Origin of the sequence: Halopseudomonas salina, from assembly GCF_014637955.1 — a bacterium.
Lineage (GTDB): Bacteria > Pseudomonadota > Gammaproteobacteria > Pseudomonadales > Pseudomonadaceae > Halopseudomonas > Halopseudomonas salina.
This window is the reverse complement of record NZ_BMFF01000003.1, coordinates 277,269-302,463: the sequence shown is the minus strand read 5'-3', so window position 1 is coordinate 302,463 and position 25,195 is coordinate 277,269. Positions and strand designations below refer to the sequence as shown.

At 58.9% G+C, this 25,195-nt stretch carries 21 protein-coding genes; 4 read left to right on the top strand and 17 right to left on the bottom strand.

Features of this window, described 5'->3' with window-relative positions; genetic code table 11:
* Nucleotides 1-104: 104 nt before the first annotated feature.
* The 3 genes from IEV54_RS08765 to ectA are packed head-to-tail and all read right to left on the bottom strand — an operon-like array spanning nucleotide 105 to nucleotide 2,331.
* Complete coding sequence (locus IEV54_RS08765; RefSeq protein ID WP_150278465.1) at nucleotides 105-503, bottom strand: ectoine synthase; 399 nt, start codon at nucleotides 501-503, stop codon at nucleotides 105-107.
* A 12-nt stretch (nucleotides 504-515) separates the two neighbouring features.
* Nucleotides 516-1,802: a diaminobutyrate--2-oxoglutarate transaminase gene (gene ectB, locus IEV54_RS08760; RefSeq protein WP_150278466.1), complete on the bottom strand. Its 1,287-nt coding sequence runs from the start codon at nucleotides 1,800-1,802 to the stop codon at nucleotides 516-518.
* 22 nt (nucleotides 1,803-1,824) lie between these two features.
* Nucleotides 1,825-2,331 (bottom strand): diaminobutyrate acetyltransferase, encoded by a 507-nt coding sequence (gene ectA, locus IEV54_RS08755; RefSeq protein WP_150278467.1) that lies wholly within the window; start codon nucleotides 2,329-2,331, stop codon nucleotides 1,825-1,827.
* 286 nt (nucleotides 2,332-2,617) lie between these two features.
* Between ectA and IEV54_RS08750 the strand changes: the two genes are divergently transcribed.
* Entirely contained in the window at nucleotides 2,618-4,234 is a 1,617-nt protein-coding gene (locus IEV54_RS08750) for a sensor domain-containing diguanylate cyclase (protein WP_150278468.1), read from the top strand.
* Nucleotides 4,235-4,278: 44 nt separating this feature from the next.
* Here the strand turns inward: IEV54_RS08750 and IEV54_RS08745 are convergent, their stop codons facing one another.
* Nucleotides 4,279-5,049: an SDR family oxidoreductase gene (locus IEV54_RS08745; RefSeq protein WP_150278469.1), complete on the bottom strand. Its 771-nt coding sequence runs from the start codon at nucleotides 5,047-5,049 to the stop codon at nucleotides 4,279-4,281.
* 223 nt (nucleotides 5,050-5,272) lie between these two features.
* Between IEV54_RS08745 and speA the strand changes: the two genes are divergently transcribed.
* A complete protein-coding gene (gene speA, locus IEV54_RS08740) occupies nucleotides 5,273-7,189 on the top strand; it encodes an arginine decarboxylase (protein WP_150278529.1) in 1,917 nt (638 codons plus the stop codon).
* 48 nt (nucleotides 7,190-7,237) lie between these two features.
* On the opposite strand, the gene IEV54_RS08735 is transcribed toward speA, so the two are convergent.
* The 12 genes from IEV54_RS08735 to IEV54_RS08680 form a co-directional block, all read right to left on the bottom strand.
* Complete coding sequence (locus tag IEV54_RS08735) at nucleotides 7,238-9,916, bottom strand: S8 family peptidase (protein WP_150278470.1); 2,679 nt, start codon at nucleotides 9,914-9,916, stop codon at nucleotides 7,238-7,240.
* Nucleotides 9,917-10,025: 109 nt separating this feature from the next.
* Nucleotides 10,026-10,706 (bottom strand): SDR family oxidoreductase, encoded by a 681-nt coding sequence (locus IEV54_RS08730; RefSeq protein WP_150278471.1) that lies wholly within the window; start codon nucleotides 10,704-10,706, stop codon nucleotides 10,026-10,028.
* A 28-nt stretch (nucleotides 10,707-10,734) separates the two neighbouring features.
* Nucleotides 10,735-11,697 carry an alpha/beta fold hydrolase gene (locus IEV54_RS08725; RefSeq protein ID WP_150278472.1) on the bottom strand — a complete coding sequence of 321 codons (963 nt, stop codon included), beginning with the start codon at nucleotides 11,695-11,697 and terminating at the stop codon, nucleotides 10,735-10,737.
* Nucleotides 11,698-11,867: 170 nt separating this feature from the next.
* The gene (locus IEV54_RS08720) at nucleotides 11,868-12,482 is read right to left on the bottom strand and encodes a BLUF domain-containing protein (protein WP_150278473.1); all 615 of its coding nucleotides are present in this window, start codon (nucleotides 12,480-12,482) and stop codon (nucleotides 11,868-11,870) included.
* A gap of 142 nt (nucleotides 12,483-12,624) precedes the next feature.
* Nucleotides 12,625-13,071: a hypothetical protein gene (locus IEV54_RS08715; RefSeq protein WP_150278474.1), complete on the bottom strand. Its 447-nt coding sequence runs from the start codon at nucleotides 13,069-13,071 to the stop codon at nucleotides 12,625-12,627.
* 35 nt (nucleotides 13,072-13,106) lie between these two features.
* Complete coding sequence (locus IEV54_RS08710) at nucleotides 13,107-14,498, bottom strand: efflux transporter outer membrane subunit (RefSeq protein WP_150278475.1); 1,392 nt, start codon at nucleotides 14,496-14,498, stop codon at nucleotides 13,107-13,109.
* A complete protein-coding gene (locus IEV54_RS08705) occupies nucleotides 14,488-16,464 on the bottom strand; it encodes a MacB family efflux pump subunit (protein WP_150278476.1) in 1,977 nt (658 codons plus the stop codon). Before IEV54_RS08705 ends, IEV54_RS08710 begins: the two co-directional genes overlap by 11 nt.
* Before the next feature lie 2 nt (nucleotides 16,465-16,466).
* Complete coding sequence (locus IEV54_RS08700; RefSeq protein ID WP_150278477.1) at nucleotides 16,467-17,669, bottom strand: efflux RND transporter periplasmic adaptor subunit; 1,203 nt, start codon at nucleotides 17,667-17,669, stop codon at nucleotides 16,467-16,469.
* A gap of 92 nt (nucleotides 17,670-17,761) precedes the next feature.
* Complete coding sequence (locus IEV54_RS08695) at nucleotides 17,762-18,541, bottom strand: substrate-binding periplasmic protein (protein WP_150278478.1); 780 nt, start codon at nucleotides 18,539-18,541, stop codon at nucleotides 17,762-17,764.
* 84 nt (nucleotides 18,542-18,625) lie between these two features.
* Nucleotides 18,626-19,369: a VOC family protein gene (locus IEV54_RS08690; protein WP_150278479.1), complete on the bottom strand. Its 744-nt coding sequence runs from the start codon at nucleotides 19,367-19,369 to the stop codon at nucleotides 18,626-18,628.
* A 45-nt stretch (nucleotides 19,370-19,414) separates the two neighbouring features.
* Nucleotides 19,415-20,806, bottom strand: coding sequence for a sigma-54-dependent transcriptional regulator (locus tag IEV54_RS08685; RefSeq protein WP_150278480.1), 1,392 nt, complete (start codon nucleotides 20,804-20,806; stop codon nucleotides 19,415-19,417).
* A complete protein-coding gene (locus tag IEV54_RS08680) occupies nucleotides 20,793-22,286 on the bottom strand; it encodes a sensor histidine kinase (RefSeq protein ID WP_188434391.1) in 1,494 nt (497 codons plus the stop codon). The genes IEV54_RS08685 and IEV54_RS08680 overlap by 14 nt, the downstream gene beginning before the upstream one ends.
* A 212-nt stretch (nucleotides 22,287-22,498) precedes the next feature.
* Here IEV54_RS08680 and IEV54_RS08675 point away from each other — a divergent pair, with 212 nt between their 5' ends.
* On the top strand, nucleotides 22,499-22,924 hold the full coding sequence (locus IEV54_RS08675; protein WP_150278482.1) for a DUF4168 domain-containing protein: 426 nt from the start codon (nucleotides 22,499-22,501) through the stop codon (nucleotides 22,922-22,924).
* Nucleotides 22,925-23,018: 94 nt separating this feature from the next.
* Here the strand turns inward: IEV54_RS08675 and IEV54_RS08670 are convergent, their stop codons facing one another.
* Nucleotides 23,019-23,912, bottom strand: a complete 894-nt coding sequence (locus IEV54_RS08670; protein WP_150278483.1) for a LysR substrate-binding domain-containing protein — start codon at nucleotides 23,910-23,912, stop codon at nucleotides 23,019-23,021.
* A gap of 110 nt (nucleotides 23,913-24,022) precedes the next feature.
* Between IEV54_RS08670 and IEV54_RS08665 the strand changes: the two genes are divergently transcribed.
* Nucleotides 24,023-25,135 (top strand): S-(hydroxymethyl)glutathione dehydrogenase/class III alcohol dehydrogenase, encoded by a 1,113-nt coding sequence (locus IEV54_RS08665; protein ID WP_150278484.1) that lies wholly within the window; start codon nucleotides 24,023-24,025, stop codon nucleotides 25,133-25,135.
* Nucleotides 25,136-25,195: the final 60 nt, after the last annotated feature.

Below are 25,195 nucleotides of genomic sequence, written 5' to 3'. Positions count from 1 at the left end.
GTTGCTCGCATCCCTCGCGGGTGCGGGTGACTTCTTACCAACGGCTTCAGCCGTCGCTGCCGGCGCAGACGCATAGTCGGTGCGCCTTTGCCGGCGGCGGGCAATCAGCCAGAAACGCTATCATCAACCGGATAGACGCCATCCTTGTCGTGCACTTCCTTGCCGCTCAAAGGCGGATTGAATACGCAGGCCATTTTCATGTCGGTCTTGCCGCCACGCAGCCAGTGCTCATCGTTCTTGTCGAGAATGTAGAGCACGCCTGGCTCGATCTTGTAGACCTTGCCATCCGAGATAGTTTCGATCTCGCCGTCACCACTCATGCAGTACACCGACTCAAGGTGGTTCTTGTACCAGATGTGCGTCGTGGTACCGGCATAGATGGTAGTGATGTGAAAGGAAAAGCCCATATTGTCGTCTTTCAACAACATGCGGGTGCTTTCCCAGTTATCCGACTTGACCCGGCGATCCGAGGCTTCGCAATCCTTCAGTGTACGTACGATCATATTCCGTTCTCCTCAAGATGCCTGTTCGGCAGTGTCTTCGTTCATGACTTTCGCAAATGCTGCTTCGAGAATCGTCATGGCTTGGTCGATCTGTTGTTCGGTGATAACTAGCGGGGCGAGGCACTTGACTACCTGGCTGTGATTGCCGCTCGTTTCAATTACCAGGCCATGCTGGAATGCTTCGCGGCAGATTGCTGATGCAATCTCACCGTTGGGGCAGCTGATGCCGACCATCATGCCGCGACCCTTGACGAACAAGGAATCGGGGCCGTGCTTGCGGACGATCTTCTGCATCCGTTCCTTGACCATTTTGCCCTTGGCCTGGACGCTCTTGGCGAACTCGTCAGTGGTCCAGAAGTGCTCCATGGCGGCAGCTGCGGTGACGAAGGCCAGGTTGTTGCCTCTAAAGGTACCGTTGTGCTCGCCCGGTTCCCACTGGTCCAGCTCCCGACGCATTACCACAACCGCAAAGGGCAGACCGTAGCCGCTCAGCGATTTGGACAGGGTAATAATGTCTGGCTGAATGCCCATGCCCTCAAAGCTGAAGAAAGTACCAGTACGGCCACAGCCAGCCTGGATGTCATCGGCAATCAGCAGCATGCCGTGCTTCTTGCATAGCTTCTGCAGTTTGCGCATCCATTCGGCTGATGCGGTATTCAGACCGCCTTCACCCTGGACCACTTCCACAATAACGGCAGCGGGCTTGTCGATGCCGCTGCTGGGGTCGCTCAACAGTTTGTCCATCATCGAGATGGTGTTCACGCCTTCACCGAAGTAGTTGGCATAGGGCATGCGGCTGACGTCGGTCAGCGGGACGCCTGCGGCACCACGGTGATGCTGGTTGCCGGTCACGGCCAGTGCGCCAACGGTAACGCCGTGGAAGCCATTGGTGAAGCTGATGACGTTATTACGGCCAGTTACCTTGCGGGCGAGCTTCAGCGCGGCTTCTACCGAGTTGGTACCGGTAGGGCCGCTGAACTGGGTCACGTAGTCACCGAAACCGCGCGGCTCGAGAATGATCCGATGAAACGCCTCGAGGAAGGTCTCCTTGGCACCTGAATACATGTCCAGACCGTGGGTGATGCCGTCGTCGGAAATATAGTCAATCAGGGCCTTTTTCAGAACCGGGTGGTTGTGGCCGTAATTCAGCGTGCCGGCGCCGGCTAGAAAGTCAATATAGTGCTTGCCTTCGCTGGTGATCAGTTCCGCGCCGCGCGCCTGTTTGAACAGGACGGGGAAGGAACGGCAATAGCTGCGGATGCCGGACTCATGTTTTTCGAATTGTTCGAAGTTGCTCATGGTATCTCCTGATATCAAATTCTTAGGCAGTCGTTATTGCAAAAGGTCCTGCGCGGTAGAGCACTTCATCGTCATGGTGACCGTTGAAATGCGTTGCGCTGGAAAAGAGAACACTGGTTTCGTACTCGGCACCGAGTTCACGGAAGGCTTTCTTGAACAGCGCTTCGGATCCTTCGTTGCCGGGTGAAATAGTGGTTTCAATATGGTCAACACCTTCGGCTGCGACGCGCTTGACCAGCGTCATAAGCATCTTGAGCGCCAGGCCCTGGCCACGCATGCGGCTATCTACAGCAACCTGCCAGACAAAAAGCGTGTTGGACCGGGCCGGGGGACGATAGCCGGAAATGAATCCGACCAGATCTCCCTCGTCGGTGAGTGCGGCGATGGCGGTATCGCGAAAATCGCTGCACTGCAGCAGGTTGCAGTAAACCGAATTGGTGTCCAGCGGCTTACAGCGCTCCACTAATTCGTTCAGGGCAAAGCCGTCTGTGGCCTCTGGTTTTCTAAGTGTTACGGGTGTCTGCGTCATGGGTGTCCAATATTTACGTGTAAATACTTTATACATGATAAACATATATGAAAAATTATCTCAACCCGCTGTTAAAGGCACGTACAGGGCAGGTTCCTTGCTCATATAATATTTATAGCTGTTAAATAGATTCGTCATATTTGTATGCATGGCGGCATGAGTCAAGGGCTGCAGCCGGTTCTTCCGGGGTCGTTGTGAGCGGGTAAACCGGGTGCTCACGGTCGTATTTGACCCCCTCGCGCAGGTATAATTCGATAAATTCAAAGGCCAAATGAAGGATTCCATGATGGCCCGCAGTACCAGCCTTCGAACCCGTCTCGCTGCGTTGATCGCGTTGATCGTGGTCCTGCTGAGCTGGTTGCTGGGTACCTTTATCAACGTTGACCTGTCCCAGCGACTGCGCGAGGAGTCAGGTCGTGAGCTGGTGGAGCTGGCCTATCAGATGGGGGATCGGCTGGACCGTGATATGGCAGCGCGGGCTTCCATACTCGAAGTACTTGCCCAGCTAGATGCGTTGCGTGAACCGGACGCACGGCAGGAGCAGATCCGTTTGCTCGATCAGCTTAGCGCGAAGATGCCTGCTCTGGCCTGGATAGGTCTGCTGGATGCACAGGGCACTGTCTCTGTCGGTAGTGACCGAATTCTAGAGGGCATCAATATTGCCCACCGCCCGGTTTACCGCGAGGCATTGGACGGGTTGTTCATTGGTGATGTCCACGAGGCGCTTCTGTTGCAGAGCCTGTTACCCAATCCGTCCGGTGAGACAATGAAGTTCGTCGATATCAGTTGGCCAATGCGCGACGACGAAGGTCGGTTGCTGGGTGTGCTGGCTGCGCATCTTTCCTGGTCCTGGGCGGGGGAAATCAGCCGATCGCTGCTGCGTGCGACTCAAGAGCGCCGTGAAGCGGAGTTTTTCGTACTTGCCTCTGACGGCGCTGTCTTGCTTGGGCCCAAAGACTGGGTTGGCAAGCAGGTTGAGGATTTTCTACCGGTTTCGGGCAGCAAGTCAGCCGGTCTGTGGCAGGTCGTCGAATGGCCGGGGGAGGCGAAGTACCTGACAGGTGTGGCGTTTGCCGATGGTCATGGGGATTATGCCGGTCTGGGTTGGGTCGTGGTGGCCCGCCAGCCCTTGGCCGTTGCCGATCAACCAGCCGAAAATGCGCAGACGTTCATATTTTTTGCGGGGTCGCTTCTGGCGCTGGTTTTTGCTATCGCAGGCTGGTTGATGAGTGGCTATCTGACCGCTCCACTCAAACGCATCGCTCGGGCTGCAGATCGCCTGAGTGCAAGAGAGCATGCAGAAATTCCGGTCATCAGGGGAGCGCGCGAGATCGAGATCCTGGGCGCTTCTATCCGGCACCTGGTAGAGGCATTGGGTCACCAGGAGAACCGGCTGGACGAGATGTCCGAACTGGCGCTGACTGACAGCCTCACCGGCCTGGCCAACCGGGCCGCATTCGAGCGCTTTTTGCTTAGTCACGATCCCACGCTACCCTTGGCTCTATTGTTCCTTGATCTGGATGGATTCAAACGGGTTAACGACGAAATGGGGCATGCGGCAGGTGATGAGTTGTTGGCGGTTGTGGCCGAGCGTCTGCAGTCCAAGGTGAGAGACGGCGATTTGCTGGTGCGGTTGGGAGGGGACGAGTTCGTCATTGTGCTGGTGCCGGGTTCCGGTGATATCCAGCGTATTGCTCGTCAACTCGCTGATCGCACCCTCAAGGCGGTCAGCCTGCCCGTAGCATTGGAAGCGGGTGAGGCTCGCGTATATTGCAGTATCGGTGGAGCCTTCTGGCCAGAAGATGGAGCGACAACCGATGAGGTTCTCGAGTGCGCGGACAGGGCGCTGTACCGGGCCAAAGCCAAGGGCAAGAATGTGGCAGTGTTCAGCTCGGAACGCTAAGCGGTCATGACAGCGGCACATTGCGCACCGCTGCCGATACAGCTCTAGAGTGTAAAGCCCCCATCAATGGGGATGATATTGCCGGTCATGTAGGCTCCTGCGGTGCTGGCCAGCATGATAGCCAGGGCAGCCATCTCCTCCTCACGTCCCCAGCGCTTCATGGGGATAAACTTGCAGTCCTCGGCCAATGCCGCTGGATCACTCTGGATGTGGCTGGTCATCTTGCTCGGGAAACGTCCCGGCGCAATAACGTTGACATTGATGTGTTCGCCGACCAGCTCCTTGGCGAGCATGCGCGACAACTGATGCACCGCTGCCTTGCTTGGCCCGTAGGAATAGGCCTGTTCGCCGAAGGCACTGATGCCGGCAACAGATCCGATGTTGATCACCCGGGCCGGGCTCGTGCCCGAACCGGCTTTGCGCAGCAGCGGCAGCAACTGCTGGATGCAGCTGAATACCGAGGTCACGTTCAGTTGCATGACCTTCTCCCAGCCTTTGACTGGAAATTCCTCCAGGGGCGCACCCCAACTGGTCCCCGCGTTATTGACCAGGATATCCAGTTGCTGGCAGTGCGCCTGCAAATCGGTATACAGCTGACGCGCGCCCTCCTCGGAGGATAGGTCGGCGCTCAGTGCCAGGCACTCACCGTACTGGCCCAGCTCCTTGGCTGTCGCCTCGCATTCGTCCAGCTTGCGGCTGCAGATAATGACGCGGGCGCCAGCCTCCAGAAACCCCCTGGCGATCATCTTGCCGATTCCACGGCTGCCGCCGGTCACTAGTGCGGTGCGACCAGCCAGGCTGAAATATTGCTGCATGATAATGCTCCTTGATTGCTAGGCCCTGCGGGCTCAATAGATGTCAGGCACATTAGCGGTTGAAGAGTATTCAGGCCAGAGGGCGCGGGGCTCCATCGATATGGTAAATAGGTTGCCATCGCGCTGTGCGAGCGCGCGAGATTGCCCGTTTTGCTTTATCCTGTAGCCTGTTTTTCAGATTTCAGGGTGCCCATGCGGCCCCATTCAGGAGGTGGAACAGATGGTGTCACAGCGACGTTCGCGCAAGGAAGACGCATCAGACTGGACGGTTGCAGACAGCCGCAGCGTTTTCGGAATCCGTCACTGGGGTGCCGGCTATTTCAATATCAATGAACAGGGTCACGTTGATGTGATGCCCCGCGGCGCAGATGGCCGTCCTATCGACCTGCATGAACTGGTAGCGCAACTACGCGAGAGCGGATTGGACTTGCCGTTGCTGGTGCGTTTTCCGGATATTCTGCAGGACCGGGTCCGTCAACTGACCGGCGCATTTGATCGCAGTATTGCAGAGCTTGATTACCGCAGTGGCTACACCGCGCTGTATCCGATCAAGGTCAATCAGCAGGAGGCGGTGGTGGAAAATATCATCGCTACCGAGAACGTCTCCATCGGACTGGAGGCTGGTTCGAAGCCGGAGCTGATGGCTGTGCTGGCATTGGCGCCCAAGGGCGGCACCATCGTCTGCAACGGCTACAAGGATCGCGAGTTCATCAACCTCGCACTGATCGGGCAAAAGCTTGGGCATAACGTATTCATTGTTATCGAAAAAGAGTCCGAGGTTCGTCTGGTCATCGACGAAGCCGAAAGGTTGGGCGTGACGCCGCAGGTGGGTTTGCGTGTGCGGCTATCCTCGCTGGCTTCAAGCAAGTGGGCGGATACTGGTGGCGAAAAATCCAAGTTTGGTCTGTCCGCGGCCCAACTCCTGCGCGTGGTCGAGCAGTTCCGTGATGCCGGTTTGCAGGAAGGGGTACGTCTGCTGCACTTTCACATGGGCTCGCAGATTGCCAACCTGGCTGATTACCAGCACGGGTTCCGTGAGGCGATACGTTACTTCGGGGAGCTGCGGTCCCTCGGCCTGCCAGTAGATCATATCGACGTGGGCGGTGGACTTGGCGTCGATTACGATGGCACGCATTCGCGTAATGCCAGCTCGATCAACTATGACGTTGGCGAGTACGCACACACCATCGTCAGCATGCTGAAGGATTTCTGTGAAGCGCAGGATCTGCCCCATCCGCACATCTTCTCCGAGAGCGGACGGGCAATGACGGCCCACCATGCGGTGCTGGTGGTTCAGGTGACCGACGTCGAAAGGCACAATGACACTGTGCCGCCGATCGACGATCTAGAGAGCTTGCCGCAGGTTGTACGCAATCTTGTCGGGCTGCTCGATCACAATGACATCGAGATGGTTACCGAAACCTATTGGCGCGCTACCCACTACATGAGCGATGTGGCGGCCCAGTATGCAGAGGGCAAGCTCAACCTGTCCCAGAAGGCCCTTGCCGAGCAGTGCTACTTCGCTCTTTGCTCGCGCCTGCATACACTACTCAAGGCACGCCAGCGCTCGCACCGGCAAGTACTCGATGAGTTGAACGACAAGATGGCCGACAAGTACATCTGCAACTTCTCGGTGTTCCAGAGTCTGCCTGATACTTGGGCAATCGATCAGGTGTTGCCAATCATGCCGATCAATCGTCTGAACGAGGAGCCCATGCGCCGAGCGGTGCTGCAGGATCTTACCTGCGATTCCGACGGCAAGATCCGCCACTATGTGGACGAGCAAAGCATCGAGAACAGTCTGCCGGTTCATGAGCTGCGCGAAGGCGAGGACTATCTGCTGGGGATATTCATGGTCGGCGCCTACCAGGAAATTCTCGGTGACATGCACAACCTGTTCGGCGATACCGATTCAGTCAACGTCTACCTGCGCAGCGATGGCAAGGTGGTGCATGGCGGCATCGAAACCCACGACACCATCGAGGACATGTTGCGCTACGTGCATTTCGAGCCCGATGAGCTGGTTACCCGGTATCGCGACAAGGTTGCCGGCGCAAAGCTTACCTCGGTCGAGCGTGCACGTTTTGTCGATGCCCTGCGCCTGGGTCTGACCCGCTCCTCCTACCTGACAGCCGAATAAGGCTCCGCGGTAAATCAATGGCAGGCCTCGCAGAGGCCTGCCCACCACTCAAAAACGTTGCTGCCATTGGCCCATGAGAACCTGCATGGGTGGCGCGTCCGCCTGATGTCCAGGCTCTCGGATGCCCAGCCAGGACAGCTTGACGTCCCTGTTGCCCGGCAGACGCTTGCGCCAGAATGCCTCGAGATTCATCTGACGTCCGTCAGGCGCGAGATTCAGAGTCAACGACTGCATGTCGAACAGGTTGCCGTTGTAGCCGGTGGCGACGTTGACGCGGGTATCGGCAGATTCAACTCGCAGGGGCTGCTGGAACACCAGCCCCAGGTCTTCGCTGCCGCGGTTATAGACACCTGACACTAGCCAGCTGCTGCTGAGCACTCGGCCCAGGTCACCGAACAGCCCCGCGCCATCCACTTGCGTCTGGCCCATATAGCCCGCATGCTCGATCGCCAATGCGCCCAGGCGCATATGGCCCCGCACACCGGCATACAAGGTCTGACTGGAGCTGGACAGATCCAGTGCCCCGCGCCCGCGGCTGTCGAACAGGCCATCACGACCCCGCAGATAGCCCGCTTCGAGGGTCGCCGCATAGGTGCTGGTGGTGCTACTCAATCCGATAGACATGCCGTGACGCAGGGCGCTGGCCGCACTGGTGATTTCAAGGCTGGCGTACCCGAGAGGTATCCGTTGGCGCATGGCCAGAGCCTGCTCTCCCTGCTGTTGCAACCAGAATGGCGAGGCCATCCCGGTATCAAGTTGGCTCAATCCGGACAGGGAGGCCCGGTCATCGAGCATATCCATACTGTCCACCTGACCAATCGAAAGGGATTGACCGTTGCCCTGGCTAAGGGTCATTACCAGACTGTCTTCCCGGCCCTCTGCGGAAAACCGGGTAAAGCGCTGCTGGTCGCGGATTTCCGTCGCCTGGCTACGACTCAGTCTGGTGAAGCCCCGGCCACTGTCATACCGAAAGTCCCGTGGCGTCAGCATCTGACCCAGGTCTATCGCAAAACCCGCACTCAACTGGTCGGTAGTCATCACCTGCAGGCCGGCCAAGGGGTTGGCACTGCCGAAGGGGGCACCCAACACCAGCGCGGAGCCAGCCACCGGTAAGGCCTTGCCGTTTGCGCTGACCACAGTCAGCGTGCCCACTGGCCGAGTAGCCAGTTCCAAGTCAAGCAAGCCCTGGCCATAGAGGCTTGTGTCCGCGTATCGACCTTCCTTGTTGGCAGTGTAGAAGAGCCGCTGCACAACCTGATCGCTGGACAGGGTCGGGAATGCCTGGCTGACTACAGCCAGTGCACCCGTCACCGCAGGGGTTGCCATCGAGGTGCCAGAGAACCTTCCATAGCGGTCGTCGCCCAGATTGATACTCGAGACAATGTCGGTACCCGGCGCTACCAGGCACCACTGCGCCGCGTCTCCGCAGGCGTTGGAAAACGATGAGAGAACCCCGGTATTCGAATCCACGCTGGCAACGGCGATCCAGTGGTTTTGCAGCTCGGGATACAAGGAGGGAAGTGCTGCAAATACCAGGGGCTGATCCAAATCCTCATTGCCGGTTGCCCAGACATACACGCGCTGATCAGCAACGCCGGTCTGCCATTCGGCAAGGAGTGCCGGAAATGCGCTCTCGATGGTGGCCCGCCCGGCGTCGGCTACGGTGACATCGATGCCCCAACTGTTGTTGAACCAGCGGGCACCGTTGTTGCGCGCCCAGGCAAAGCCGGTAGCCAATTGCTGGTCAGAGGCAGTGATTTCGTCGGCGTCATTGGTGAAGCGCACGTTCAGCAACTGCGCCCCGTAGGCGTAGCCAACAGTCCCGGTGTTGTTGCGGCGTGCGGCCAGGATGCCGGCCACGTGAGTACCGTGGTCACCGCTGTCGCTGCCGGCCTGGGCCGAGGTCTCGTTGGTCAGCACGTTATAGTGACCCGCTATCTGACCGTTCAATTCGATGTGCGTACTGCGCACGCCGCTGTCGATTATCGCGATCCGGCTACCGGCGCCGGTAAAGCCACGCTCGTGGGCGATGTGGCCGTAAGTCAGATTATAGCCGTTGGTAAGTGCGTGCTCGTTGGACAGGGGCAGCAGCTTGTCGGCGGGGTTCTCCGGTCCTGGCTCGGGCCCGTACTCCGGGGTTGGGTCAGGGTCGGTGGGCTCGGGGGCGGGCTCCTCGGTCGGCGGTGGGGTAGGCGAAACGGGTGATGTGGGCAGGCCGGGAGTTTCATCGACAATCGGATCCTCGACAGGCGCGCTATTTCCACCGCCACCACCACCACCACCACCTGCTGCTGCGGCTATACCCGCTACTGCCGCACCACCCAACAGCCAGCCGGTACTGATGCCGCCGTTGTTACTGGCGTCGGCAGATGCGACAGAGGTAACGGAGGATGCGCCGTATCGGCTTTGCAGCATCTGCTCGAGCAGCGCTGACTGGGTAGTGCTGACCATGCCGAGCGTTTCCACGTAGACCGACAGGCCGGCCTCACGGCTGCGGTTTATCATCGGGGTTGCGGCAGTGCGCAGGGCCAGATCCGATCGAGCTGCCGCATCGAGAAGGTTTTGCAGTTCAGCAGAGCTTATCCGGTTCTGGTATCCGGGATAATTTCCTGCCGCCGCTATCGCTTCAGCCAGGGGTGAACCGCTTTGCTGGGCCAGTAGCGTGGTTGGAAAGGCCAGAGCCAGAGCGGAGGTCAGGCAAGCCAGACGCAGGGTAGTAGCCGACATGGTGGATTCCCTTCTTGGTTCTTATTTGTCAAAACCATATCAGAGTCACATGACAACTTTCCTGTAGCGCAGCCCCTTTGTTTGACAAGCTGTGACCGGATACCGGATTTCAGTCAGCCCAACCGCCGCAAACGGGAAATACCTGACCGACGAAACAGTTTGCCGCATCGCTGCAGAGATACGCAGCGAACTGTGCATCCTCATCCGCAGTAACCAGACGACCCAGGGGGACCTCCCGTTTTACCCGCTCCTGAAAAGCGGGGTTGTCCTGGATTTCCTGCGGGAAGTAGGTTGGGTTATCGACAAAGTTCTGGGCAATCGCATTGACCTGAATGTTGTGCTTCGCCACTTCCACCCCGACTGCGCGCACGTAAGCCAGTTGCGCACCCCGTGCGGCACTGTAGCTGGACGCCCGCTTCATGCCGCGCAGTGCCGAAGCGCTGCCCATAAGCAGGACCTTGCCGCGCTGACGCTCGATCATGCCCGGCAATACGGCGCGAACCAGGCGTTGCAGGGGATCGACCATGCGCTCGAACATCAATCGCCATTCGGCATCGTCGACTTTTTCAGCGGGGGTGGAGGGTGCCGGTACGCCGAGATTGATCAGCAGTACATCCAGCTCCCCGCTTTGCGCAATCAGTTCGTCTGCGGCATGGGGCTCCACCAGGGTGGTGGTGCTGGAAATGACATCGGCACCACACTGGATGAGTGTCTGCTTCAGCACCGGGCCCATGAATACATCTGCCTGGGTCAGCAAGATTCGTTTGCCGGCTAGATCGGGAAATGCCATTGACGATGCTCCTGTTGCGTTCTTTTTTTCAATAATGCTGATGCAGGAAGGCGAGTAGCAGTTCATTGACCTGCTGTGGCTTTTCACCCTGAATCCAGTGGCCACAATCATCCAGCACGTGTTGCTCCACCAGCGGCACCACAGCCGGCATCTTCTTGATTGTATAGGCCTCTAGCTCCCCCACAGGGTCCTGATCCCCAATCAGAAAGAGTGCCGGCTGCAGTATCTTCTGGCCGGCGAGCCCGGCGGTACGTTCCCAGTTGCGCTCGAAGTTGCGATACCAACTGACCGGACCGTGGAAACCGCTTTGCTGGAAGGTTTTCACATAGACCTCGAACGCCTCTGGCGGGCACCAGGCGGGCGGGCTTCCAGGATCGATCCGGTCATCCAGCCAGCGGGCGTCGGCCGGCTTGTCCTGCACCAGGGTACTGCCGCCGGCGGTACCGGACATGCCATGCATCATGACGCGCATGGTTCGAGGTATATCCTCGGCCATCTCCGCCTCTGCCAGGCCAGGTTTCTGGAAGTACAGCATGTAATGGAAGCGGTCCTGGTAAAGCTCGCGCATTACCTCGATGGCCGGTCTCTTGGGGCGACCGCCAAAGGGTACCGACATGCCGCAGACAACCTTGACCCGCTTGGGTTCCAGTAGCGCCAGGTGCCATGCAACAGGTGCGCCCCAGTCGTGACCGATCATGGCGACCTGCTCATGCCCCAATACCTGCATGGCTGCCTGAATATCAGCGCATAGGGTTATCAGGTCGTAAGCGCCAGGATCGTTAGGGGCACTGGTTTCACCGTAGCCGCGCATTTCAGGTACATGTACGTGATAACCCATGGCTGCCAACGCTTCGATCTGATGACGCCAGGAATACCAGCACTCTGGAAATCCGTGCAGTAGCCAGACGGGGCGGCCATCCTGCGGACCTGCGGTATGCAAACTCAGGCGGATACCGTTTACATCGAGCATCTGGTGTTCAGTTGGGCACATGGGCGCTCCGTGGCTGCGAAGGGAAGTTTCACCCGCTACTATCGCAAACATCGCTTTGCCGCGCCGCTGCATTCACTGCCCGAAGAGCCGACCATGCATAGGGGCTATGGGTTAGGATATTCAGCAAGGTAAGGTATTCACCCTGGCCAATGATATGAAATCGTCGTGGATCAGACCAGGCCGAGGGCAATCAGCAATGCGCACCCACTGATGACCAGCGCAACGATACTGATCACAAGGCTGAGCTTGGCGGTTTTATCTGGCACCGGTGGCGGAGAATCGGGGTGCGGGTCCGTCATTGCCAATACGGTACGCGCAGGCGCAGAGGCGCGGGCCTCGACCACCGGGATGGTTGGGTCGGGTACACCTTGCAGCAACTGCATCACGCGTTCGACCAGGTGGTGATCGAAGCGATAGGGGTCAAAAGTATCGAAGCCGTGCTCTTCCAGTAGCTTGAGCATGTGCTCATCGACGGGGACATACTTCATCGACCAGTCAGGGAAGGAGAGCCGCTTGATCGGCTCGCTGGCAAGCACTTTCAGATCCTTATGGCGAGGGTCCTTGAGCAGAGTCTTGTAAAGAGCCTGCACCTTGGAGGTTTCACCCTCCAGACACTGAAAGAAGCAGCCATCGCCATAGTACAACATGCCGACCAGCCCGTTCTTGCGATTGTTTGTGCGCGAAGTTGACAGTATTCGCGCTACCGTGGGTTCGATTCCGTCATTGGCTTTGGATATGGGAAAAGTGGCGCGGCTTATATAGACAATGCGAATCAGATCGGTCATTCAGACACCCGGGTAATCTTCATTTTGTTGAGTGCAGGATAGGCTGTAACGATCCTGAAAAGGTGTTAGTTGTATTTCAAGAAACGTCCACGCTCAGGACTCTGCAGCACCACCTTGATGTTCTTTTTGATGGCCGAAGGCCTTATTCGTTCCGGACCGACAGATGAAATTGACCACCTTGTGCTTCAAGTGGTTCAAGTCGCTTCTGGCACAAGCGCAAATCAGCCAGTAGACCTGGAACGTCAATCTGATCCACCGCACTACTCGTACCACGTTCCAGGTGATGAATGGCCGCTTCCAGACTCGCCATGCCGAGGGCTGCAGAATGCCAGACAAGGTCTTCTATCGCCAGAACCATACCCGTCTCGGAGTCGGCTTCAATTTCCCCCGGCGTTTCTCGCGCCATCAGATTGGCCGCATCTTCCAGTTCAAGCAGGCTGATATCGACAAACCCGCTGATCCGACTCACTCCCAGGCTGCGGCACAACTCGTCGAGTGCAGCCAGATGCCTGAGCATGTGAATCAGGTTATGTTGATCCTGCTGGAATTCACGGCCTTGCAGTGTGGTCAGCTGCAATCTGTCGGGCATGGTAAGTCCTGGAGAGAGGGGTGTGGTGAGGCAGCTTACCTCACCATGCTTGCCCCATAAAGAACCCCAGGCTCACGCCAGCCGCCGCCAAGTGCGCGGAACAGGTCCACGCTGGCCAACAGTACGATTGCGCGCTGTTGGATAAGCGTATCCTGACTCTGGTACCAGGTACGCTGGGTATCCAGCAGTGAGACTAGATCAATGGAGCCTGCCCGGTAACGGATCTCGGCCAGGTTGAAAGCGCGTTCCGCCTCGCTGGTCGCCAGCTCCAGAAACTGAAAGCGCAATCGGGCCTGCTGAGCCGCGCCAAGTGCAGTATCGGCCTCGCCGAGTGCAATGAGCAAGGTTCTACGATAGTCGATCAGAAGCTCCTCCTGGCGGGCACGGGACAGTTCTACCTGTGCTTTGAGGGCGCCACCATCGAAGATCGACTGGGCTAACCCGGCTGCCAATGTCCAGCCGGTGGCGGAGCTGCTTAGTAGTGTACCCAGAGCGGCGCTTTGGGCTCCCAACTGGCCGGTCAGGGCGATGCTGGGAAACAGCGCTGCCCTGGCCACTGTCACATTGGCGTTGGCAGCGACCAGGCGCGCCTCGCTGGCGCGGATATCCGGGCGACGATTGAGCAGCTCCGCTGGTAATCCGGCACCTATCAGGGGTACCGCTACATCGGTGAGATTCTCTCCCGCGGGCAGTTGTGCGTCCGGCGCCTGCCCCAGGAGCAATGCAAGGCTGTTACGCAACTGCAGGCTTTGCTGCTCAAGCCCGGGCAGGCTGGCGCGCAACTGGGCGACCAGGGTGCGTTGCTGGCTGACCTCCAGACTGTCCGCTGCGCCAAAACGGTAACGGGTCTCGACCAGGTTCAACACCCGTTCGGCATTGGCCAGACTGCTGCGGGTCAGGGCCAGGCGTTGCCGGTTTTCCAGAGTCTGCAGCCAGTTGCTGACCACGGTGGCCTGGATGCTGATGGCCAGTGTCTGGGCGTCGTATTCACTGGCCAGCAAGGTGGCGCGCGCCGCGTTGGTGGTGGCCTCATTGCGCCCCCAGAAATCCAGCTCATAACGGGTGGTCAAGGCGGCGCCATAGGCGCTTGTGCTGGTGTCGCTGTCGCCGCGGCGGCTGACATCCGTGCTGGCGTTGAGCTGGGGTAGCTGCGACGCGCGTGTCTGACGTAATTGAGCTTCAGCCTGGCGGAGTCGGCTGGCTGCGCTGGCCAGATCCAGGTTGCCAGCAGTTGCTCTGGCCAGCAGGGTTTCCAGTGCCGGACTCTGGTACTGGCGCCACCAGTCGGCCTCTGGCCATGCGTGCCCTGCGACGGGCGCATTCCATTGCTTGGGTACCACCAACGTCTGCTCGGGCATGGGGGTGGTCAGGCTGCAGCCGCCCAGCAGCAGTCCCGGCAGGAGAATCAGAAAGGATCTAGTCAGCACTGAGGGCCACCACTGGGTCTAGGTTGGCCGCCTTGTGGGCGGGCATGTAACCAAAAATCAGGCCGGTTGCAAAGGCACATCCAAACGCCAGCAACACCGGTCCGGCAGTGAATTCGATTGCTGTCCCCAGGGTCTGAAGCCCCGCCGCAAACACCAGGCCGAACGCCACGCCAAGCAGCCCTCCGATGGCAGATACCACCAGAGCCTCGACAATGAATTGTTGGAGAATGTGCCGGGTGCGTGCACCGGTGGCGACCCGAATGCCGATCTCCCGGGTGCGTTCCGTAACGTTGACCAGCATGATGTTCATCACCCCGATTCCACCCACCAACAGGGAAATGGCGGCGATTGATCCGAGCAGTACGGTGAAGGTGTTCTGGGTGTCGGCCACGTTTTCCAGCAGCGAAGCCATATTACGTATCTGGAAGTCCTCCACGCCGCCATGGGCCTGGAGCAGTGTTTGTCTGAGGGCTTCCTGGGTGGCCTCTGCCTGGGTCAGATCATCGATCATCACAGTGATCGAGTTCAGATGACGCTGGCCTATGAGGCGCAGGCTCCCCGTGTTCAGGGGTACGAAAAGCACATCATCCTGATCCGCACCCCAGGGCGTTGCCCCCTTGGGCGCCATGACGCCAATAACCTGGAAAGGCACATTGTTGATCAGCACATACTCGCCCAGAGGGTCGGCACCGGCGCCGAACAGATTGTCAGCCACGGTGCTGCCCAGCACGGTAACAGCGGCATAACGCCGGTTATCTTCTTCATCCAGAAACACGCCCCTGGCTACCGGCCAGTCGCGGGCCAGTGGCAGGGCCGGGCTGGTTGCGGTGATCTGCGTCTGATAATCGGTATTACCGGCGCGCAGGGTAGCCCGGCCACTCATTTCCGGCACGGCCGCAATCACGTTGTCGAGCTGGCCGGCCAGTTCTGCATCCAGTGGCATCAGGGTGTTGGTTGACCCGTCCTGTGACCTGCGGGTGTTGGGCGCGCCAGGCCGCACCAGCAGCAGGTTGGTGCCCAGGGAGCTGATACGCTCGATCACCTCCTGGCGTGCGCCATTACCCACAGCCAGCATCACCACCACTGACGCCACGCCAATAACGATACCCAGCAGGGTCAGTACGGTACGGAAGACGTTGGCGCGAAGGGCCCGTAACGCCATGCGCACAGCCTCGCCTGCGTCGGCCAGTGTTGAGGCTACGGCCTGTTCGCGGTGCTCCCCGGCGGCCGGTGATGGGGCGTTCTCCGGGTTGTCGGGGGAGGGTGCTCCAGCAACGGGAACGGCACCGCTGTCGCGCAGAATCCGGCCATCGCGCATTTCGATCAGGCGCTGGGCATGGCTGGCGACTTCGGCATCGTGGGTGATGATAATGACTGTCTTGCCTTGACTGTGCAGCTGGGCCAGCAGTGCCAGAACGTCCTTGCCGCTCTGGCTGTCCAGCGCACCCGTCGGTTCGTCGGCGAGAATGATCTGTGCATCATTCATCAGCGCCCGGGCGATGGATACCCGCTGTTGCTGGCCACCCGACAGTTGGCTGGGCTTGTTGCGCAGGCGCTCTCCGAGCCCCAGACCGGTCAGCAATGACTCGGCTCGCTCGCGTCGCTCAAGTCGCTGCAGTCCAGCGTAGATGGCCGGCACTTCGACATTCTCGGTTGCACTCGCCGAGGCAATCAGGTGATAGCTCTGAAAGATGAACCCGAAGGTTTCGCGGCGCAGCCTGGCAAGGTCGTCACGTCCCAGGCTCGCCACATCCTGGCCGCGCAGCAGATAGCGGCCGGTGGTGGGGCGATCGAGGCAGCCGAGCAGGTGCATCAGGGTCGACTTGCCGGAGCCCGAAGCGCCCATGATGGCCACGAACTCACCCTGCCTGATCTGCAGGTTGAGGTCGTGCAGAACGGTAGTCGAGAGCTCCCCGTTACGATAGGTTCTGCTGATGCCCTGCAGGTCGATGAGTGCCTCTGTCATGGTCACATGAACCGTCTTGAGGGGCGGCTTGTATCGCCGTCAGCCGTTGGAGGTAGTCCGCCGGTCACAACCTGTTCGCCCTCTTCAAGGCCTGCGAGTACCTCAACGGCAATCCGCGTGCGCGTGCCAATGCGTATTTTTCTAGGTTGCGGCTGCCCCTGGGCGTCGAGAACCTGGACCTGATAATGCTTGCCCTGTGCTTGCGGCGCTTCGTCCGAGCTTGTTTCGCTGGATGGCACGGCCTGGCCCAGGGCGGCTACTGGAATGGTCAGTACATTCTCGGCTGAGTCGCGGACAAAAAATACCTGAGCGCTCATCTGCGGCAGCAGCTCGCCATCACTGTTACTGACGTCGAAAAGCGCGTTGAACAGCACCACATTGTTGATTACTTCCGGGGTGGGCAGAATCTGGCGCAATATGCCTTCCCAGCGGCGCTCCGGGCGGCCCAGCGTGGAGAAGTAGGCCGGCATGCCCACTTCAAGTCGGCTGATGTCTGCCTCTGAGACCTGGGTTTTTACGGTCATGGTCGACAAGTCGGCGATCTGTACTACCACCGGTGCCGTCTGATTGGCGTTGAGGGTCTGGCCCTGATTGGCGAGCTGTTGCACAACCGTGCCGGTCATGGGTGCATGAATGCGGGTGTAGTCCAGGTCCGCCTGGTCGCCGCGTAATGTCGATTCAGTCTGGCGTATCTGTGCTTTGATTGCGGCAATCTGGGCCTGGGCCGAGCGCAGTGTAGCCTGTGCGCTTTCAACCGATTCCTGGCTGGTCGCATCCAGTTCGATCAGGCTCTGTTGCCGCTCTGCCTGCAACCGGGCGAGGGTATATTGGGCCTCGCGATCGGCAAGCTGAGCCTGCAGGTTCTCCAGCTGGGCGGTACTGGCCTCCACACGGGCCAGATACAGAGTCGGGTCGATCTCGGCGAGCAATTGGCCCTCCTCGACACGATCGCCAAGCTCCACATGCAGACGTAGTAGTTGGCCGGATACCTGGGTGCCAACATCCACATACTCCAGCGGACCCAGAGTACCGAGCGCGGTAATGCTCTCCTCAATGTCGCCGCGCAGCACCTCGGCTGTCAGATAGTCCGCGGAGCGGCTTTGCGGCGCAAACCATAGAAACCAGGCCAGTGCGCCGGCTATTGCCAACGCCGTTGTTACCAGTAGTAGAAGCCTGGGGAGCGATCGGGATTTGCCAGCCTGCATGAACCTGCCCTGCGTGAAATGTCCGGGCCAAGTCTACAGTCGGTAGCGTCAGGGCGGGGACGAGAAAGGTAAAGACTCTGTAAAGAGGCGTATCAGCGGTCAGCTTCCAGGCTGCGCCGGTAATCCTGATTGGCCCGGAATAATCGATCGCGTGCACCGCTGTCGACCAGTTGCTGCAATCCGTGGTTGAAAGCGTCCATCAGCTGCTGTGCCCGGGGATGATCCCGGGGAATGATCAGATGGAGGCTAACATCGTCCAACGGTTCGGGTAGCTTGCGAACATTACGCGGTGTCAGCATTGGTGGGACCGCCTGCCAGGCGAGCTCGTCGGGGTTGCTGATCAGCACATCCACGCGACCAAGTTGCAGCATCGCATGGCATTGCTCCATGCTGCGCGGTCGGACAAACGCCAAGCGGTCACTTGCCAGACGTACCCATCCACTAACCTCATAACCCGTGGGCAGGCAGAAGGTTGCGTCGCTGAGCTCTTCCGGCGTGCCGGTTTTCCAGGTGCTGTCGCTGCGAACATAGAGCCTGAGATTCAACTCATACAGGGGGTCGGAAAATAGAAAACTCGACGCACGGCGGGGAGTACTGAGGTAAGGGAAGGTAGCGTCGTATTCGAGACGCAATGTCTCTTCGTAACCACGTGCCCAGGGTTTGAATTCAACTCTGGCCGATTGGCCCCCGGTAGCAAACGCCTGCCGTACCATCTGTGTAAGCACGCCACCCTCGCTCAGCGTACTGCCCGCAAATGGCGGATAATCGTCACCACTGACCAGATCGACAGGCTCTGGTAACGCACTGGCCAGTTCAGGCAGGCATCCCAGGGTGGTTGCCAGGAGTATTCTGGTTGCAGCTTTCAAGCTCATGACGGTTGATTTCCTTTTCTACCGTTTATGCGTTCCTGCCCCGCAGCTACAAGATAAATGTGCTGGGGTTGTCGGTCAGGTTAATCAGACTGCCTTACCGGTAACCGAAGCCCTTTCCGAGATTTCTATCCATACTCCGTCAGGATCAAACACGAATGCAATACGCGCGGTGTTGCCAAGCGTTTCCGGCGCACGGCCTGAGGTCGCACCGGCCTGCAGAGCTTTGGCGTAGGACGCGTCGCAATCGGATACCTGTAGCGTAAGGTAGCGTAATCCCAGGGTCGCCAGGGGTGCAGCTGGCTGGGGTGGTATGCCGGTTTCTTCCAGTAGCAACAGACTCCGGCCACAGGCCATAACCCCCGGGGAAACCTCGTTCAGCCCCAGAGCCTCCATGTAAAATTGCCGACTGGTCTGCAAACTGGCGACCTTCAGGCGCATTGCCAGCCCCTCTACGCCCTCGTGCCCCGGAGGCACGACGCGCACAGGCGTCCCGTCCGGATCAACACCGGTGGTCGGCACGGTGCACTTGGGGCTGGCAATGATCAGCTCCGCCAGCGGGCTGTTGTCTATCCGTGGCGGCAGGGGGGCGCGGGCGTCATTGATTTTCAGCACGGCCTGATCTGCCTGGTAACGGTGTTGCAGAACTCCGCCGCCAAGCTTCAGGGTGTGGTCGAAGGGCAGGCCCAGGTCGCTGTAATAGGCCCGCAGAGCATCGGCCTTGTTGGTAAACAGGCCAACATCAAAAAAATCCTTGGCAAAAGGCATGGGAAAGGGCTCCGTAAAAGCCTGACCATATACCAGCCGGCCGGCAAATGATTCTGTAATCATCAGCGAAATCCATGCCGATTAACCCGGCTGATCTCCTGCGGGCGATTACTCCAGCCAGCGGTACAGAGTCCGTCGGGTAATACCTAGAATGTCCGCTGCCTTGCGTTTATTGCCGGCAGTGGCGTTCAGTACCTGATGGATGTAGTCGCGCTGGACGGTTTCCAGACTTGGCATGCCCGCAGGATCCGTCTCTGCAGTTGCAGGCAGGGATGTTCGGCTGGGCAGCGGCTGAGCATCAGGCCGTGGGAGGCCCTCGGTGGGATTGTCGAGGATACGCTGGGGCAGATGACGCGTTTCAATCAGGGCGCTGTCACAGAAGGTGGCGGCCCTCTCCACTGCGTTCTGCAGTTCGCGCACATTGCCGGGAAAGCTGTATTGCAGCAGGGCGCGCAGGGTGTCATCGGTAAAGCCGCGGATCGACTGCTGCTTGCGGGCATTGAATCGGGTGAGAAAGAATTCCGCCAGCAGCAGCGTGTCTTCACCTCGGCCGCGCAAGGGTGGAACCTGGAGGGCAAAGGTTTCCAGCCGGTAGAACAGATCTTCCCGAAAGCTGCCGTCAGCCACCGCTTCTGTCAAGTTCCGGTTGGTCGCTCCTATGATCCGTACATCCAGCTGGATCTCATGATCACTGCCTACCGGTCGTACGCGACCGTCCTGCAGCACGCGCAAAAGTTTTGCCTGGAGCGCCAACGGCATCTCGCCAAGCTCGTCGAGCAGCAGAGTGCCGCCATCCGCCTGCTGAAAAAGGCCCGCGCGCTGGGTGCGGGCGCCGGTGAATGCCCCGGCAGCGTGGCCAAAAAATTCACTTTCCATCAACTCTGCGGGTATGCCGCCGCAATTGACCACCATGTAGGGCTTGCCGCGGCGCCCACTTTCTTCATGCAAGGCGCGCGCAACCAGTTCCTTGCCCGTGCCGCTTTCACCCTGGACCAGTACGGGGCCGTCCGCCGAAGCAATCTGCCGGATCTGGTGAAACAGCTGCTGCATAGCCGGGCTCTGGCCGATAATGCCGTTGAACTGTTCAATGGCGAGTAACGAGCGGTATTGCAGAACCTCACTTTTCAGCCGGCGATTTTCCAGCAGGCGCGACACCGCCAGCAGGAAGTGATCCATTTCCAGCGGCTTGGTAAGAAAATCGTCCGCCCCGGCCTTGAGTGCTTCCACCGCCTGCTGCACCGACCCGAAGGCGGTGATGATCAGAATCGCCGGCGGTGGCTCGATATTTTTGGCCACAGGCAGCAGGGTCAAGCCGCTCGCATCGGGCAGGCGAAGGTCGCTGATCAAGAGATCGGGGGGAGTCTCGCCCAGCGCTTGCTCGCCCTCACTGGCATCACGGCAGGGGGTAACTCTGTAACCCTCGGCTTCCAGCTCTTCGGTCAGTAGTTCGCGCAGGCCGCGGTCGTCCTCGACCAGAAGAATGGATTCAGGCTGGGCCATGTTCGGTGTCTCCGTTGATGGTGGGCCGGGGGCGTGGAACTGGCAGGCAGAGTGTGGCGCGGCATCCACCAAGGGGGCCGCTGCCCAGTATCAGGGATCCTTGATGTTCTTCAGCCACGGCCTGGACAATTGCCAGGCCCAGACCGGTGCCTTCACCGGAGGATTTTGTGGTGTAGAAAGGTTCGAGCAACTGCGCGACCGGTTCACCGGGGAGGCCGAGGCCATCATCATCGATATGGAAACACAGGCTTTGAGCTCCAGCCGTGGTGCTGATCACTACCCGGGTGGATGCCGCTTGCAGGCCGTTGCGCATCAGATTGAGCAACGCCAGCTCAATCCGGCCCGCATCACCCTCGAATCCCGGGAGTTTTGTCTCATCCTGCTCCAGGAGTACCTGTTTTGCCGCCATGTCGGCCTCCGGACGCAGGGCCTCGATAGCACTGTGCAGTAGCTGCGTTGGCGAAAGCTGGCGATGCTGCGGCGCTGAGGGTCTGCAATAGTCCAGTAGCTGCCGAACAGTGCGCGTCAGCCGCGCGACCTGGGTGCGAATTCCCTCAAGCTGTTGTTGCTGTTGTGCAGTCAGATCATCACTGCGTTGCAGGCGGCGGGCTCTGCCATCGATCACACTCAGCGGTGCTCCAAGCTCATGGGCAATGCCCCTGGCCATACTGCCGATTGCAGCCATTTTCTCGTTATCCTTGAGGCGGCCCAGCAAATCTGTTTCGGCACGACGATGCGCCTCCACGTCTGCCTGGGCATGCTCGATGCTGTCGAGCATACGGTTCAGGCCATGGGCCAGATTAGCCACCTCGCTGGGTCCTTCTGCTGCGGCGCGGTGGGAGTGGTCGCCATGGGCAACACGGCCCATATGAGCCAGTAGCTTGTCGACATGACGGCCCACACCTCCGTAATGCCCCAGCAGTACCGCGCCAAGAATGGTCAGACTGGCAAGCGCCCAGACCAGCCACGCGATCAGTTGCAGTTGTTCCAGAGCACGGCCGAAGTCACTGGCGCGTCGGGTTATCTGGATCAGTCCGCGTATCTGACCGGTGGCATCGGTCAGGGGGAGAAAGTGGGAAAACAGATTGCGTCCAGCAACGCGGCTGTAGGCTTCCTGGCCCTGGCCGGTGGTGACTATTCGTTCGGGAATCGTGGTTCGGGTCAGGTCCCGCTCCGTCACGCCCGCGGACGCGATCCGCACACCATCAACATCGTAAACCGAAGCGCCGTACACCTCGCCAATATCGAATACCGAGCGCAGAGCCAGTTCTATACCTGCGCGATCGCCCTTCACCAGTGAGGTGCCGATGGGAATGCTGATGGCACGTCCGATCAGCTCAAGGTCATTCTTGAGCCGCTGCTCCTGAAACTCGCTCGCTTGCCCCAGGCCGAAACGAATACCTAGGGCGGAAAGCAGCATCAATGGCAGTACGACGAACAACAGCAGTGAGCGTTGCAGGCCGCTAATGGGAGGCAACAATCGCAAGTGTCGGAGTGTATTCAATCTGAACGGATATTTTTTGCTCATGTAGAGAAAAGATACACAAAACGCCTGTCGAGTGCCAGTTGATGTCCTTGGGTAAATTCTATTATTTAAAAAATATTAGCTAAAACAGTGTGTTGGGGGTTTTTTCCATAAACTGGCATGGAACATGGATAGTGTCAGGTACACATTCAGAAGGAGATATCCATATGAACAACCTTAAAACTCTCGCCGCCGCAATCTGTCTTACCGCCTTCGGCGCCGCGGCTCCCAGCGTTATGGCGCAGGCTACTGGTGCGCAGCAGGGTCAGCCGGCTCAGCAAAATCAGACTCAGCAAGGTATGGCCAGCCAGCCAGGCATGGCAGGCCAGCAAGCCGCCACAGAAATCAGCGATGCCGATCTCGAGAAGTTCGTGGAAGCTTCCGATAAGGTTTTCGAGATCCGCGATGAGTTTACCGAGAAGCTCAACGGGGTAGATGATCCGCAGCAAGCGCAGTCCTTGCAGATGGAAGCACAGGAAGAAATGATGGAAGCAGTCACTGACACTGGTATTGAAGTGCCTGTGTACAACGAGATTGCGACCCGCTTGCAAACCGATACTGACCTGCAGGAGCGTGCTCAGCAGTTCAACTGAGTCTGAGCTCCCGGGCCGCAGATGGCGGCTCGCAGTAATATCCCCCGAGAACCGGCGTGGCCTTTTTGCTATGCCGGTTTTTGTTTGGCTGCAGTTACCGTTCTTGATACTCCGGTCGCTCGGCCAGCCCTTCCTTGAGCATTTCAATCAATTGACGCACCTTGGGCGATAGATGACGCTGCTGGGGGTACAGAGCCCAGACAGCAGTATGCGGAGGTTGGTGCTGATTCAGTAGCGAGCGTAGTGCGCCGCTCTGAAGATGCTCGCGCACATAGTAATCAGGTAGCTGGCAGAGCCCAAAGCCCAGCAGCGCCGCATCCAGCACTGCCTTGCCACTGTTACAGCGCCAGTTCCCCTGCACTCGAATGGTCAGCTCACGCCCTGCCTGTTGAAAATCCCAGCTATCGGTGCTGCCTACCAGGCAGTTGTGCCGAGGCAACTCAGACAGGCTATGGGGCGCGCCATGGTGCTCCAGGTAGGAAGGAGCGGCACACAGGTACATGCGTCTGGGAGCTATTTTCGTTGCCACCATGCTCGAATCCGGCAGCCGACCCAGACGGATAGCCAGATCATAGCTGCCATGTAACAGGTCCAGGGTCTGGTTGGTCAGCGTGGTTTCAATTTGTAGCTGCGAATAGCGCTGCATGAACCGGTTCACCAACGGCATGATGAAGTTCTCTCCGTAGGCCACGGCGCAGGTCATGCGTAACAGCCCCTTGGGCTCACCACCCATGTCACCAATAGCCTGCAGTGCCTCCTCGCGGGCATCCTGCAGACGCTGGCAGTGCTGTAGAAATGTCCGGCCTGCTTCAGTCAGGCTCACCTTGCGGGTGCTGCGATAGAACAGCCGTGTCTGCAAGCGGTCTTCAAGCCGGGCGATCTGCCGGCTGACATGGGAGGACGACAGGCCCAATTGCTTTGCCGCGCTGCTGAACTGCCCCAGCTCAGCTACGCTCACAAATTCATCCAGACCGTCCCAGTTACTCATATCTGCGTGATTATCCCTGTGTGGCAATAATGTTTTGTCCCGCGGCCTATTATCCACACTTGATGCTTCTACTACACTCATCCCATCGCTTTTACCCTCAGGAGAGTCACATGATCAAATCACGAGCCGCAGTCGCATTCGAGGCCGGTAAGCCACTGGAGATCGTCGAAGTAGATGTCGCGCCACCCCAGAAGGGCGAGGTGCTGGTCCGTATTGTTGCCAGCGGTGTATGTCACACAGACGCCTTCACGCTGTCGGGTGAAGACCCCGAGGGTATCTTTCCGGCGATTCTGGGCCATGAGGGCGGTGGGATAGTTGAAGCTATAGGCGAAGGCGTAACCTCGCTGGAAGTAGGTGACCATGTCATTCCGCTCTACACCGCCGAATGTCGCGAGTGCAAATTCTGCAAGTCAGGCAAGACCAATCTCTGTCAGGCCGTGCGTGGTACGCAAGGCAAGGGTGTGATGCCCGATGGCACCTCGCGCTTCTCTTACCAGGGCAAACCCATCTATCACTACATGGGTTGCTCGACCTTTTCCGAATATACCGTTTTGCCGGAGATTTCCCTGGCCAAGATTCCCAAGGATGCGCCTCTGGAAAAGGTCTGTCTGCTGGGCTGCGGCGTGACCACCGGGATTGGCGCGGTGCTCAATACTGCCAAGGTGGAAGAGGGCGCAACCGTGGCTATCTTCGGTCTGGGTGGCATCGGTCTGGCGGCGATTATTGGCGCGACCATGGCCAAGGCCAGCCGCATCATTGCGATCGACATCAACCCCTCGAAGTTCGATATCGCCCGGGAGCTTGGTGCTACCGATTTCGTCAATCCCAAGGATCATGACAAGCCGATCCAGGAAGTCATCGTCGAGATGACCGATGGCGGGGTGGATTACTCCTTCGAATGCGTAGGCAATGTACAGCTGATGCGCGCAGCCCTGGAATGCGCCCACAAGGGCTGGGGCGAGTCGACCATCATTGGTGTTGCCGGAGCTGGCCAGGAAATCAGCACCCGGCCCTTCCAACTGGTAACCGGCCGAGTCTGGCGCGGCAGCGCATTCGGCGGCGTCAAGGGCCGTACCGAACTGCCGGGCTATGTTGCCAAATCCCAGAGCGGCGAAATCCCCTTGGATACCTTTATCACCCACACCATGGGTCTGGAGGACATCAACAAGGCGTTTGACCTGATGCACGAAGGCAAGAGCATCCGTACGGTCATACATTTCTAGAACAAGCCACAAGCCACAAGCCACAAGCCACAAGCTGCAAGCGGCAAGCTACAAGCCACA